This window comes from Trinickia acidisoli (assembly GCF_017315725.1).
GTDB lineage: Bacteria > Pseudomonadota > Gammaproteobacteria > Burkholderiales > Burkholderiaceae > Trinickia > Trinickia acidisoli.
In genome coordinates this window covers 3,498,785-3,512,350 of sequence record NZ_JAFLRG010000001.1, presented here as the reverse complement: position 1 = coordinate 3,512,350, position 13,566 = coordinate 3,498,785, and the positions used below count along the sequence as shown (strand labels likewise).

The 13,566-nt window shown below is 64.8% G+C and carries 13 protein-coding genes; 7 read left to right on the top strand and 6 right to left on the bottom strand.

What is annotated here, in order from left to right:
- Window positions 1-9: 9 nt before the first annotated feature.
- From J3485_RS16060 to J3485_RS16050, 3 genes are read right to left on the bottom strand one after another with little or no spacing between them, the layout of a single operon-like run.
- Complete coding sequence (locus J3485_RS16060) at window positions 10-1,038, bottom strand: methyltransferase (protein WP_206954421.1); 1,029 nt, start codon at window positions 1,036-1,038, stop codon at window positions 10-12.
- Between the two features lie 31 nt (window positions 1,039-1,069).
- Complete coding sequence (locus tag J3485_RS16055) at window positions 1,070-1,828, bottom strand: DUF6875 domain-containing protein (RefSeq protein ID WP_206954419.1); 759 nt, start codon at window positions 1,826-1,828, stop codon at window positions 1,070-1,072.
- Window positions 1,825-2,928, bottom strand: coding sequence for an ATP-grasp fold amidoligase family protein (locus J3485_RS16050; protein WP_206954417.1), 1,104 nt, complete (start codon window positions 2,926-2,928; stop codon window positions 1,825-1,827). The genes J3485_RS16055 and J3485_RS16050 overlap by 4 nt, the downstream gene beginning before the upstream one ends.
- Window positions 2,929-3,469: 541 nt before the next feature.
- Between J3485_RS16050 and J3485_RS16045 the strand changes: the two genes are divergently transcribed.
- The 4 genes from J3485_RS16045 (at window position 3,470) to J3485_RS16030 (ending at window position 6,542) form a co-directional block, all read left to right on the top strand.
- Window positions 3,470-4,171: a transglycosylase SLT domain-containing protein gene (locus J3485_RS16045; RefSeq protein WP_206954415.1), complete on the top strand. Its 702-nt coding sequence runs from the start codon at window positions 3,470-3,472 to the stop codon at window positions 4,169-4,171.
- Window positions 4,172-4,432: 261 nt separating this feature from the next.
- Window positions 4,433-4,825, top strand: a complete 393-nt coding sequence (locus J3485_RS16040) for a surface-adhesin E family protein (protein ID WP_206954405.1) — start codon at window positions 4,433-4,435, stop codon at window positions 4,823-4,825.
- A 103-nt stretch (window positions 4,826-4,928) separates the two neighbouring features.
- Window positions 4,929-5,363, top strand: coding sequence for a CHRD domain-containing protein (locus J3485_RS16035; protein WP_206954403.1), 435 nt, complete (start codon window positions 4,929-4,931; stop codon window positions 5,361-5,363).
- A gap of 216 nt (window positions 5,364-5,579) precedes the next feature.
- A complete protein-coding gene (locus J3485_RS16030) occupies window positions 5,580-6,542 on the top strand; it encodes an alpha/beta hydrolase (RefSeq protein ID WP_206954400.1) in 963 nt (320 codons plus the stop codon).
- On the opposite strand, the gene J3485_RS16025 is transcribed toward J3485_RS16030, so the two are convergent.
- The gene (locus tag J3485_RS16025; RefSeq protein WP_206954398.1) at window positions 6,488-7,387 is read right to left on the bottom strand and encodes an EcsC family protein; all 900 of its coding nucleotides are present in this window, start codon (window positions 7,385-7,387) and stop codon (window positions 6,488-6,490) included. The two genes, J3485_RS16030 and J3485_RS16025, sit on opposite strands and share 55 nt — an antisense overlap.
- 136 nt (window positions 7,388-7,523) lie before the next feature.
- Between J3485_RS16025 and J3485_RS16020 the strand changes: the two genes are divergently transcribed.
- Window positions 7,524-9,119: an MFS transporter gene (locus tag J3485_RS16020; protein WP_206954396.1), complete on the top strand. Its 1,596-nt coding sequence runs from the start codon at window positions 7,524-7,526 to the stop codon at window positions 9,117-9,119.
- Between the two features lie 20 nt (window positions 9,120-9,139).
- Complete coding sequence (locus J3485_RS16015; RefSeq protein ID WP_206954393.1) at window positions 9,140-9,664, top strand: MarR family winged helix-turn-helix transcriptional regulator; 525 nt, start codon at window positions 9,140-9,142, stop codon at window positions 9,662-9,664.
- A 47-nt stretch (window positions 9,665-9,711) separates the two neighbouring features.
- Here the strand turns inward: J3485_RS16015 and J3485_RS16010 are convergent, their stop codons facing one another.
- Entirely contained in the window at window positions 9,712-10,995 is a 1,284-nt protein-coding gene (locus J3485_RS16010) for an amino acid deaminase (RefSeq protein ID WP_374192427.1), read from the bottom strand.
- 153 nt (window positions 10,996-11,148) lie between these two features.
- Here J3485_RS16010 and J3485_RS16005 point away from each other — a divergent pair, with 153 nt between their 5' ends.
- The gene (locus J3485_RS16005) at window positions 11,149-12,642 is read left to right on the top strand and encodes an N-acyl-D-amino-acid deacylase family protein (RefSeq protein ID WP_206954391.1); all 1,494 of its coding nucleotides are present in this window, start codon (window positions 11,149-11,151) and stop codon (window positions 12,640-12,642) included.
- Between the two features lie 74 nt (window positions 12,643-12,716).
- On the opposite strand, the gene queF is transcribed toward J3485_RS16005, so the two are convergent.
- Complete coding sequence (queF, locus tag J3485_RS16000; RefSeq protein ID WP_206954389.1) at window positions 12,717-13,541, bottom strand: NADPH-dependent 7-cyano-7-deazaguanine reductase QueF; 825 nt, start codon at window positions 13,539-13,541, stop codon at window positions 12,717-12,719.
- Window positions 13,542-13,566: the final 25 nt, after the last annotated feature.

Genomic DNA, 13,566 nt, shown 5'->3' with positions numbered 1-13,566 from the left:
ATGCCCGCATTAGCGCGCCACGAGCGCGCAATGATCGATGGCGCGCGCGTCGTACTGCTCGATCGTATCGAAGCCGGCCTCGTTCAGCCACTGGACGTGATTGCGCACCGGATAGGCCATCCCTTCGCCGCTCGCGACGGTGACGAAATACAGCGACGATTTGACCGACTGCAAGCCGCCCGCTTCGTCGTCATCGCACATCAGCGACCAAACGAACAGATGCCCGCCCGGTTCGAGGTAGGTGCGCGCCTTTTGGTAGAGGAACCGGATTCTGTCCGGCGAGAAAATCTCGAGGACGTGCGAGAAGATCACGCCGTCACATCCGTTCGGCCAAGGGTCCGCAAACATGTCGACGGCCTCACAGGTGACGCGATCGGCGAGGCCGTGCGCCGCGATGTTGGCCCGCGCCTTCTCGATCACGGAAGGCAGGTCGACGAGTTTCACCTTCAATGACGGATAGCGCTCGCAGAGGCGAACCGCATTGGTGCCGTCGCCGCCTCCGAGATCGAGCAGCGTCGATACGTCGCCGAACTCCTTGACTGCCATCATGCGCGGAGAGAGCCGCGTATAGGCGCCCATCCCCTCGTGAAACAGGCGCTCGAGCGCGGGGTCGACGGCCATGCGTCCGTAAAGCGTTGGCGTATCGCCGGGAAATTCGTCGAGACCGGCATTGCGCCCTTCGCGCAATGCGCGCGTGAAATGCAGGCAGGCGCGATGCTGGATCTTATCGTTCAGGTGGACGAACGGAACCATCGATTGCGCCGATCCGCGCAGCAAACAGCGACGCGTGAGCGGCGCATTCACGAGGGCACCGTCTTCGCGCTCGCTCACGAGCTTCAATTGCTTGAGGCCGAGAAGCAGCACGCGGCAGCCGTGCTCGGCGATTTCGAGCTGCTTGGACAACGAAGCGACTGTGGCGCCTCGCTCGATTGCATCGAATACGCCGAGATCGCATGCCGTCGATAGCACCTGCGTCTTGATATATCCGTTCATCATTTCACACAGCGACTGCCACTCTTCCCACGACAATTCGTCCATTACATCCACTCCTTCCCTTATCCTCGATCGATTAAACCGAGATTGCGATTTCGTCGTCGACCAGTTGCGCCCGCCGCTCGGCAAGGCGCGCATGGATGCGTTCAGCGTCGCTCGCGGGCAAGCGCTGCGCATTCCAGCGCAAATAGCATTCGAGCTCGTGCACGCGCATGCCGATCGGCGTCGACTTGCCGTCGATGAACAGCACGTCGTGCAGCGCCATGGCACGAATCACGAACAGCGGCACGTCGGCACGCATCGGGCGGAACGCGTCGGAATGCGCGCCGCGCACGGTGCTGGCGGGATGAAACTCGCCGAGCATCAAGCCGCATTCCATATAGAACGGCTTCAAGATCGCGTGCGCGCAATCGATGAACTTGTAGTAGGCATCGGCCTGCAAGCCCATCGGAAAAACGGCGAGCGACAGAAGCTCGGACGGCTCGCGGCGTGCCTTGGCCACGTGCTCGAACAGATAGGGCAGGCGCATCAGTGCGGTGATGTACGTGTCGAACGGCATGCTCGCCGCGTCGAAGGCGCTGAGCAGCAAGGCCCGCTCTTCATGCGCCGGTTTTGCGAAAGGGCACACGGCGCCTTTGCGTCCGAGGTCCCGATGCGGCTGCATGATGAAGCGCTGCATCCACGCGAGGCCGGCGGCGTACGTGTCGCGCAGCAGCGGGTCGGATACCGCCTCGATGTCGCTCGACGTGCGCAGTGAGCGTTCGATGTCGAGCAGCGCTTGCGATACCGAGTCGGCAGTGGCGATCGTGGGCGTCATGGTCGTCTGTTTGTTCATACCGGCGAGCCTTGTTTGAAACTGCTGCGATCCGTACGTCGACCGCCTTCGATCATGTTTTTGAAGAGCTGTCCCCACTCGTAGTCGTATCGGTCGGGATGGAATGGGAAAACGCCGGCGCCGGGCGTAAACGTCAACTCGCCGAAATACACCTTGCCGTCGGGCACGTAGAGATCGACGCGCACATAGCCGAGCCCGTCGGCCAGGCGTGTGGCAAGGCGGACGATTTCGTCCCAGTGCGGCGGTGGCGGCGGAGGGACTTTGCTGCGCGGATAGTGGCCGACGGCGAGATCGAGCTGATTCCAGCGCACATCGAACACGTCGCCATGCGGTGTGCCGAAGCGATCCGAGACGATGCCGGCGTAGATGATCGGGCCGGCGGCATCGCGGCCGAACATGTTCATCTTCAGATCGGCAGGGACGTTGCCGGTCCGGTCCAGCAGCAGTTGCTCGAAGTACAGCCTCGGTTTGATCGGCCGGTAATGCCGCTCGCGAGAGGCGCGATAGAAATCCTCGGCCAACCACTTTTGCGCGAGCCGGTTCAAGTGCTCGAACGAGGTCCGTCGCTTGTCTTCGACAATCTCGACATAGCCGCAGCCGTGATTCGTCTTCATGACGAACGAGTCCGGCAGCGAATCGAATACGTCCTCGGTAAAAACGTCGGGTACGGCGATGAGCGGAACTAAATACTCCTCACCGATGCGCTGCCTGACGAACTCGCGCACGGCCAGCTTATCGGCCAGCATGCTCCATTGCGGCTCCGGGTGCAGGCAGCGGTGGAGGATGAATTCGTTGAACGTCTTCGGCGCGATCAGATTGGGAAAACGCCCCACGTGGCGCCGATGCGAAAGCCACAGAAACAGCGTGTCGGGCAGGATGTGTTTGAGGGCGCGCAATGCGTTTCGCACGCGCGTGCCGAGCCACGCGCGGCTTGCGCGCGCCGCCTCGCGTTGTTTGCCGGCACCCAGCGTGGCCGGCGAATCGGCGCGCTCCCCGCGCACCGGCAAGCCGGCTCGCGGCAGCGCGAGCGCGGCGCTGCCGCAGCCGGGCGGCGCGATCGGTTTCGGCTGGTGCGGATCGGGTTCGACTACGTTCGGCATTGGTCCTTCCCTGCGCCATGGATGCGCGTCTCTTGTTCACGGTGCTGCACCCCGTGATAGAACCATCCCACCCGAGGGGGAGCAATAAACCGAGCCGGAAGTCAGGAAGGTTTGGCGTTTTATGACGTGATTATTCGAGGTTATGTTGTGTAGCAATCTTTACTTACAGAATTAGGATATTTGTTTAGTATTGTTACTCATATACGCTCGTAATAGTGAATGTGGAATTAAATACGCAATAAGTTAGAAGAAAGTCGCAGCGGCAAACATTGCGCGACGAGCAAGGTGGTGGTCGCGTGTCGTTTATGATTAACGGCTTTCGTTTCGTCGAAACGGGAATCGCTATCCTGTATGGCCTACGCGCCTACGCGCCTACGCGCCCGCAGAACCTTTGCCGAAGGCCGAAGCCAGCCGTGCCCGAGCGAGCGGCTCGATGGGACAGGGCCGCTCCCTTTTAATCGACTGATGAATTCAATCCGGCCCCTGAACGGCCGACGACGAGCCGCTATAATGCGGCGCACCGTCCCATCCCCGTTGCCTCATGAGTCGACTTCTCCGCGCCTTGCTTGTTTCGCTCGGTTTCGCTGCGTCCGCGATTGCGCAGGCGTCCGACGACGCATCGCGCGCGCCTGCGGCGGCGTCGCAAGCCAGGGCGGCCGGCGCTCGAGCGGCGGCTTCGGCGCCGGCGATTTTGGCCGCGGTGTCGGTCACGGCATCCGAGTCGGAGGCGATCTCGCCGGCATCGGGGGCAACCGCATCCGCGCCGCTCGCGGCGAGCAGCGCCGGGCTCGGCCAAATGCATCGCATCCGCGACATGCTCACGCAAAAGTTTGGGCTTGCGCGCGCGAAAGCCGAGCAAATCTCGTCGGCGGTGATGTCGTCCGCGTCGAAGTATTCGCTGCCGCCCGCGCTCGTGCTCGCGATCATCTCGATCGAGTCGCGCTTCCAAGATCATGCGCGCGGCAAGCATGGCGCGACGGGGCTCATGCAAGTCGTGCCGGCGGCGCACAGACAACTCGTGAAACACCTCGATTTGACCGAACCGGCCGCCAACATCGAAGCGGGTTCGGCCATCTTGCACGGCTATATCGAATCGGCACGCGGCGACGTGAGCGTCGCGCTCAAGAGCTACGGCGGCTCTACCGCGTACGCGCGCAAAGTCAGTACGCGGGCCAAGGATTTCGAAGCGGTCGACGCAGCGAGCGGCGTCGACGTGGCCGCCGTCGTGCAATCGCCGCAATGACGGCGCGATGATCGAGCGATGACGCGTCAACGCACGGCCTAGCAAACGCCGGCGGACATCGCCAAAGGGCGTAGTGCACCCCTGCACTTTGCGCCAGCGCGAACCCATTCACGAGATTTTCAGGCACGCGGGGTTCGCATGCTCTGCTAGAATCCGATCGTCATGCGGAAAAATATGCAGGATGCGGCAAAATCTACCGAACACCAAAATAATTAGCGAATTCGAGAAGCCGGGCCAATGTCGAACGTCGGGACACAAAATATGAATTGGCTCCGCCCTTTGATCGTCTTCACCATTGCGCTCGGCTCGATGGCGTACGCCGACGCCACCCAATGGACCCCCTTGAAAAGCGCTAGCGATCTCGACTACGCGGTCGACTCCGACAGCATTGCAACCGATTCCGACGGCTATATCGAGTACACCGCGAAAACCACTTGGAAGGCGCCGTCGATGATGCCCGGGGCGAGTAGGCCGGTCGCCGTATCGATCAGCCGCTATCAAATCGATTGCGCGGGCAAGCAGTGGCGCACGCTCGACACGCATTACCTGGCCGCGGACGGCACGCCGGCCGGCGTGCTGCGTTCCGCCGATGCGACCTGGGCGGCGGTGAGTCCCGGCACCGTCGTCGACGCGATGTTCCGCAAGGTCTGTTGACACACGCGCGTGCGCAACTTGTTCTAGTATGTGGAACCGCCGCAAGCAGGGTGCGAACCTCGTTGCACAGGCGGCCTCAACAAACTGGAAACAGGAGAGCACGATGCACGTTATGCGAAAGCTGAATGTCGCCGTTCTGTTGTGGGCGGTGGCAACGAGCGCCGCCTTTGCCGAGTCGGTGGTGTTGAAGGCGGATCTCGAGCCGTCGTCCGAAGTACCGCCGAAAACGTCCAGCGGCCACGGCGATCTGAAGGCGACGTTCGACACGTCGACGAAGGAACTCAAATGGAAGATCACGTACGAAGGCTTATCCGGCCCGGCTATGATGGCGCACTTCCATGGTCCCGCGCCCGTGGGGCAGAACGCCGGCGTTCAAATCGGTATTCCGAAGGACAAACTGGCGAGCCCGATCGAAGGCGAGGCGAAGCTTACCAGTAAGCAGGCTGACGATTTGACGAACGGCCAGTGGTACTTCAACGTTCATACGGCGGCCAATCCGAGCGGCGAAATTCGAGGGCAGGTCGTTCCGGCGAACTGATCGACGGATCGTTTCCCGGTACAAGGCGGCGCGCGTTCGCGCTTGCCGCCGTGCATAGCGAGCCCGCGCCTAGCGGGCTCTTCTTCTTCTTTTCTCCCAGTGACGCCGCGGGCTTCGCGTGCGTTCTCGCGCACAGCATCCCCGCGCACGCCCCACGCCCTCGCGCACCCACGTACCATGACGAAAACATGTCAGTCATGTAGGGAGTGCATTGCGATGAGCTGGCAAAGCGCCGTCGCCTGTTGGTTGCTCAAAAGACAATTCCGGCCCGAGACACTCAAGCCCCACGTGAGCGTCGAGCGCGCCCGCGCGCATGCCGCCTCGCGCATCCGCCGCCAGAAGGTGCCCGCCGGTTGGCGGCTGCTCACGTGCGAACGCGCCGCGGACGCACCGCTGCGCGGCGAGTGGCTCGAGCGCACGGCCGATCTCGCGCGCGGCGCGCCGGTGCGCACGATTCTCTATTGTCACGGCGGCGGCTATTACTTCTGTTCGCCGGCCTCGCACCGGCCGCTCGTCTTCGGGCTCGCCACGCGCTCGGGTGCGCGCACATTTTCGCTCGACTACCGGCTTGCACCCGAGCATCCGTTTCCGGCCGCGCTCGACGATGCGCTCGCGGCCTATCGGCGTCTGCTCGCGGAGGGCACGCCGGCCGATTCGATCGTCATCGCCGGCGATTCGGCCGGCGGCGGTCTGGCGCTGGCCACGCTGGTCGCGCTACGCGATGCACGCGACCCGCTGCCGGCCGCGGGGGTGCTGTTCTCGCCTTGGACGGATCTGGCGGCGACGGGCGGCACGCTCCAGTCGAACGACGGCATCGATCCGATGTTCTGCGGCGCTGCAATCGGGCGCGCGGCCAAGCTTTACGTCGGCGATGCCGATCCGACTCATCCCTATCTTTCCCCGCTCTACGCCGATTTCTCCGGCTTGCCGCCGCTGCTGATCCAGGCGAGCAGCACCGAAGTGCTGCTCGACGATGCGCGGCGCGTGGCCGAGCGAGCGCATGCGGCCGGCGTGGCGGTGCAGTTCGAAGTTTGGCCGAAGATGCCGCACGGCTGGCATTTATGGACGCCGTTCGTCCCGGAAGCGAAGCAGGCGCTCGAGGGGGCGGCGCAATTCGTGCGCCGTCACGCGCGCGAGCGCGCCTCCCGCCCGATCGAGGCCGAATCGATGGCGCGATAGGCGGCTTGCACGGCGGCGCTGCCATAGCGTCGCTCGAGACGGCGCACGGTGAAATGGCCATGCGCCGTCTGCTGGAAGTGATCGATAAAGACGGTATTGACGATGGCGCCGAGCACGGCGCCGATCGCTGGGATCGATTTGGCCGCGACCTGTTCGCTCACTTGCGCCGAAAAGCGGGCGGCGATCACGTTCATGAGCCGCACGAGCGCCGGCGCGCCATGTGCCGCGACACCCTTGCTCGCCAGTTCCGACGACGCTTTGGAGATGGCCTGTGCGAGCGCGCCGCGCGCGATGAAGTAGCCGAAGTCGGCGTCTTCGTCCTGCGCGTGGCTACCCATGCCGAAGACGGCGAGACATTGCAGTCGCGCCTCGGCATCGCGCAGGTCCTCGCCTTCGCTGCGCGCGATGTCGCAGATCGAACGGAACATCAGTGTCGTGGTGACGGGTAGCTCGGCAGGCAGCGCGAGCAACCCGAAGGCGCCGCCTGCGGCGCCGGTCGTCGCGACGGCCGCTTTGTGCAGCCAATCGCGGGGCTTAACCGGCTTGATCGGCTTCACGTTCGGCAAGTGGCTTGGGGAGGCGCTGTTTTCGTGGGCAGTCAAAGTGGGCGCGCCGAGCGTCGCGACTGCTGCTTGCAGGCTCTTGTCGAGCGCACGGCGGGTCGCGTCGGCGATTGTGTCGTGCGCGCCGGCCGGCAGCCGCGCGAATAGCCGTTCGATTGGCGTGCCGACGGCGCCGGCCAGCTTCATCGCGAGCGGCTGCGTTTCGAGCGTCCGCTTGGCGGCCGCGAGCGTCGCCAGGTCGTCGGGGGGCAGGGTTGGCTCAGCGATCGGGATCGGTTCCATTTGACAAATAGCCGGACGAAGAGGGAATTTGTGCCAGAAGCGCGTCGCGACGCGCTACGGCGGCAGCCAGCGGATTCGGTTCGGCCATGCTATCATTTCGTATTCATTGACGTATCAACGATTGCTTCTACAAAAAATGGCCGTTCACACCGCCGCTCACCACTCACGTGGGCAGCTCCTGCCGTTCCGGGAATCGCTGCTCGCGATGCTTGGCATCTCGTTCGTGACCATGCTCGTCGCATTCGACCAGACCGTCGTGGGCACCGCCCTCCCGACGATCGTCGCCGAATTGCGCGGTTTCGAGCTCTATGCCTGGGTTGCCACCTCTTACCTGCTGACGTCGGTCATCACCGTCCCGATTTTTGGGCGGCTTGGCGACTACTTCGGCCGCAAGCCGTTCGTGATTGCCTCGATCGTCGTGTTCACGGGGGCGTCCGTGCTTTGCGGCGCCGCCAACAGCATGTTCTTTCTCGTGCTCGCGCGCGCATTGCAGGGCATCGGCGGCGGGATTCTCGTCGGCACGGCATTCGCCTGTATCCCCGATCTGTTCCCCGATTCCGTCGTGCGTCTGCGCTGGCAGGTGCTGATGAGTTCGGCATTCGGCATCGCCAATGCGATCGGGCCGTCGCTCGGTGGTTTTCTGACGCAATACTACGGCTGGCGTTCGGCGTTCTACGTGAATCTACCCGTCGGCCTGCTCTCGCTCGTCTTCGTTTGGCGCTACCTGCCGCACGTGCGGCATATCAAGGCACGCGGCAAGATGCGCCTCGACTGGCCCGGCGCGCTGCTCATCGCCGTTGCGCTCGGGTCGATGCAGATGCTCGTCGAATCGCTGTCGCAACACGGCTTCTCGCGCGACGTCGCGGCGCTGGGCGTCGCCGCGGCCGCTTCGGCCGTTGCGCTATGGAAGTGGGAGCAGCGGGCCGCGCAGCCGATCCTGCCGCTCGACATGTTCGCCAATCGCAGCCTCGCGGCGCTGTTTGCGCTGTCGGTGCTCGCCGGGTACTCGATGTTCTCGCTGATCTTCTACGCGCCGCTGCTGCTGCAGGGCGGCTTCGGGCTGTCGCCGAACGATGCGGGCCTGCTCATCACCCCGCTCGTCGTCTTCATCACGATCGGCAGCATCGTCAACGGCCGGATCGTGACGCGCATCCGACGCCCGAACACCATGCTCTATCTCGGCTGCGCACTGCTCGCGCTCGCTTGCGTCGGCACGGCGATGGCCACGCGTTCGATGCCGCATCTGCTGTTGATGGGGCTCATGATGCTCGCCGGCATTGGGCTCGGGTTCTTGCTGCCGAACCTGACCGTCTTCGCTCAGGAAACGGCGGGGCGCGAACATCTGGGCATCGCCACGGCCCTGCTGCAATCGCTGCGAATGATCGGCGGCATGTTCGGCGCGGCCGTGACGGGTACGTTGATCACGCACTTGTATGCGCGCGGCGTGCGCGGCGCGCTCACTGCGGCCAATGCGACGCAGTGGTGGCGGACGATGCGCGATCCGCAAATTCTGATCAATCGCGACGCGCAGCGCACGCTGCTCGATTCGCTCGCGCACGCGGGGCACGACGGCGCCGCGCTGCTCGAGCAGGCGCGTGTCGCGCTCGTCACCTCGATTCACGCGGGCATCGCCGTGGCGGCCGTCATTGCCGTCGTCGCGCTCTGGCGGTGCCGCAGTGTGCCGCACGTGAGCATCACGCGCAGGGGCGAGCCGACGCCCGCGGCGGAATAGGCGCAAACAAAGGTTGCCCCATGGAAGATTACGTCGCCATCGTTCAGCAGTTCGGCCGCACCTATCGCGCCTTCATGTCCGGGTTCGAAGCCCGGGTCGGGCATGCCATGCCGCGTTGGCGCATTTTGCGCACGCTGACCGAAGACGACGGCGAGTGGTCGCAAAAGCGGCTCGTCGAGCGGTTGCGCATCGATCCGGGCGCGCTCACGCGCCAATTGAAAGCGCTCGAAGCGCTCGGCTGGGTCGAGCGCAGCACCGATGCGCGCGACAACCGCATCACGAACGTAAAGTTGACGGACGAGGGGCGCCACGTCGTCGATGCAAGCCTGCCTCAGCGCAATGCGTTCCTGCTCGAAACGATGGGTGCGCTGCCCGACGAGGCGTTGTCGGCGCTGTCCGATGCGCTGACCAAGCTCGAGCGGTGTATCGGCGACGTGGCGGGCGCGGCGTTGGCATCGGACGACGGCACCGACCCTGCGGAGAGCGGCCTTGCCACGTTGCCGGCGTCGCCCGCATCGCCTGTCTCGCCGGTGCGGCCGCGATGAAGCGAAACGCGCGGGGCCGCCCGGAACGGCGGCCCCGCGCGTTTCGCTCAGAAGAACGTTTCTACCACTTCGGTGATGCGGTAGCGCTTGTCGACGACGAGCAACTGCCGCCACTTGTCGAACGTCAGGCACGGATGCGAGACGTCGAACGACAGCATGTCGCCCACCTTCAGATCCACGCCGGGCGTGACCCGCAGATAGGCGTGCTGATCCATCATCTTCGTCACTTCCCAGCCTTCGCTCTCCGCGATTTCGCGGGGCGCGGCCGTGCCGGGTCGATGGTGGCGCGCCGGGACGGGCATACCGGCGTCGAAGGCCACGTCGCGCTTGCCCAAACCGACGATCGCCAGATCCGGTTCCGGCCGCGACTGCACGTAAGCCCACACTTGCAGCGCCGGCAATAACGCCTCGCCCATCTTCCGGGCGATGGGGTTGCGCGCGAGAATGTCGCTCTGCGCTTTTTTGTAGACACCGACGTCGTGCGTCAAGTAGCAGCCCGGGCGCAGCACCACGTCGATCGTACCCGCACGCGATTCGGCGGCGAACTCTTCTGCCACGACGTCGTACCAGGCCGAGCCCGCACCGGAGAGAATCGCGGGCGCGCGTCCGAACCGGCCCGCTTGCGCGAGCGTGCGCGTCGTCTGCACGGCGCGGCGCAAGAATGCGCGCACGGTTTGCTCGTCGCCGAGAATGCCTTCGTAGAGTTCGATGCCTGCGAGCACCAGCGTGCCTTCATGGCGCGCGATGGCCGACAGCACGATCTCGAGCTGCGCGTCGTCGCGCACGCCCGTGCGGCCGCCCTGGACGCCCAGCTCGACCAGCACCTGCAGCCGGCGGCCGGCCGCCTTGAAAAACGCACCGAGTTGTTCGACGCCGTCCGTCGAATCGACAAGGCAGAAGAACTCGAAGTCCGGGTCGGACAAAAGCTCGGCGATCATCGCCATGTTGCGTTTGCCGACAAGCTGGTTCGCCATCAGCACGCGCTCGACGCCGCCGTGATAGGCCGCCCGCGTTTGATGCGCCGTCGCGAGCGTAATGCCCCACGCGCCCGTTTCGATTTGACGGCGAAACAGTTGCGGCGCCATCGTCGTTTTGCCATGCGGTGCAAGCTTGACGCCGTATTCGGCGACGAAATCCTGCATCCATTTCAAGTTGTGCTCGATCCGGTCGGCATAGAGCACGGCGGCCGGCAGGCTCACGTCCTCGGCGAGCAGATTCCATTCGAGGTTCACCGCTTGATCGAGCGGCACGCTCGTGCTCGGTACCGTGCCGAGGCCCTTGCTGAGCGGATCGATGGAGGCGGCCGAGTAGCTCGTCATCGTCAATGTCATCGGAGTCGTCCCTGGTTCAAACGCGCGCCGGCAGGAAGGCCGGGTTTGGGCTCCCATAGTACAGAAAGTACGAGTAGGATTCTCTCGCAAGTCGACGGCGCCGCCTCTCGCTGCGGTCGTCGCCAGCCCCGTGCCCGTACTCGGAGACGCACCATGCACTCTCACCCCGAAGCCGCCGATACGCTGATTTACGGCGCCACGCTCTACGACGGCACGGGCAAGCCGCCCGTCGTGCGCGACGTCGCGATTCGCGGCGACAAGATCGCGGCCGTCGGCAACTTGTCGAACTGGATCGCCGAGGAGATCGTCGAGGCGGACGGCCGCGCGCTGGCGCCCGGTTTCATCGACGTCCACACGCACGACGACACCCATGTGATCAGCGAGCCGCAGATGTTGCCCAAGCTCTCGCAGGGCGTGACCACGGTCATCGTCGGCAATTGCGGCATCAGCGCGTCGCCCGTCGCGCTGCGAGGGGATCCTCCCGATCCGATGAACCTGCTCGGCGCGCGCGAGGCGTTTCGCTTTCCGACGTTCGGCGCCTACGTCGAGGCCGTGAATGCCGCGCGCCCGGCTGTCAACGTGGCGGCGCTGGTCGGCCACACCGCCTTGCGCAGCAACCACATGGACCGGCTCGACCGTGCGGCGACGCGGGACGAGATCGACGCGATGCGCGTCCAGCTCGCCGAGGCGCTCGCCCACGGCGCGCTCGGGTTGAGCTCGGGGCTCGCCTACGCTTCGGCGTTCAGCGCGCCGACCGAAGAGGTGATGGCGCTCGCCGAGCCGCTCGCGCAAGCGGGGGCGCTCTACGCGACGCATATGCGCAGCGAGTTCGACGCGATTCTCGACGCGTTCGACGAAGCCTGCCGCATCGGCCTGCATGCGCGCGTGCCCGTTGTCGTTTCGCACTTGAAGTGCGCGGGCCCGCGCAACTGGGGGCGCAGCATCGAGGTGCTCGCTGCGCTCGAGCGCGCCCGTACGGCACAGCGTGTTGGGTGCGATTGCTATCCGTACGACCGTAGCTCGACCACGCTCGACCTCAAGCAAGTGACGGGCGATATCGAAATCACGGTGACGTGGTCGACGCCGCATCCCGAGGCATCGGGCAAACGGCTGTCGGCGATCGCGAGCGAATGGGGCGTGACGCAGCAGGAGGCGGCGCAGCGTTTGCAGCCGGCGGGCGCGGTCTATCACAACATGTCGGAGGACGACGTGCGCCGCATCCTGGCGCACCCGGCCACGATGGTGGGCTCGGACGGCCTGCCCAACGATTCGTTGCCGCATCCGCGGTTATGGGGCACGTTCCCGCGCGTGCTCGGCCATTATGCGCGCGACGTGGGGCTGATGCCGCTCGAGGAGGCCGTGCGCAAGATGACCGGTTTATCGGCGCGGCGCTTCGGACTCGAGCGGCGCGGCGAGATTCACGTCGGCTACCACGCCGATCTCGTGCTGTTCGATCCCGGGCGCGTGCGCGACGCCGCGACGTTCGACAATCCGCGCCAAGTGGCCGAAGGCATCGACGTCGTGTGGGTCAACGGCGTGCTCTCGTATCGCGATCGCGCGCCCACGGACGAGCGCGCGGGCCACTTCGTGCCGCGCGGCGCGAGGGCTTCGGGCGATGCGAGAGAGGGCGCGGAGGCGCCGTTCTGACGGCCTAACGGAAAAGGGAGGCCGGCGGGCGTCCCATGGCCGTAGGCCCGCTGCGAACGCTACCCGCCTTCACGTTATTGCCGTGCCGTGCGCGCGTTATCGGGCATCGGCAGGTTGTAGTTGGCGCGAAACGGATTGATGTCGAGCCCGCCTCGACGCGTATAGCGCGCGTAGACGGCGAGCTTGATGGGGCGGCACTCACGCAAGATGTCGATGAAGATGCGCTCGACGCATTGCTCGTGAAAGCCCGTATGCGAGCGATACGAAATGATGTAACGCAGCAGCCCCGCCTGATCGATTTGCGGGCCGACGTAGTGGATCTGCACGCTGCCCCAATCGGGTTGCCCCGTCACCGGGCAGTTCGATTTCAGCAGATTCGAGTACAGCGTCTCTTCGACGGGCGCTTCGTCGAACGCGGCGGTGAGCAGCGTCGGATCGGGTTCGTAGACGTCGGCGTCGAGGTCGAGCCGGTCGAGCGAAAGCCCGTCGAACTCCTCGAACTCGAGCGTGGCGAATTCCACCGGCGTCGTGAGGCGCACCGCGACGGTTGCGCCGCAGGCCGCCGACACGTCGCGCTTGAGCGTGTCTTTCAGCGCGTCGATCGAGTCGATGCGTGTTTGTGCGAACGAGCCGAGATAGAGCTTGAACGACTTCGATTCGACGATGTTGGGCGACTCGGCCGGCACGAAGAACGTCGCGATCGCGATCTGCGGCTTGCCGCGTGCGTTGAGCCAAGACAACTCGTAGGCGTTCCAAATGTCGGTGCCGAAAAACGGCAGCGCCGTGCCGATGCCGATCGCCTCGCGTGCGCGGTTGCGCGCGATCGGAAAGAGCAGCGCCGGATCGTATTGCTCGGTGTAGCTCGTGCTCTTGCCAAGCGGTGAATGTTCGGGAGTCATGAGGTTCGATCGATTACGTGCGAGC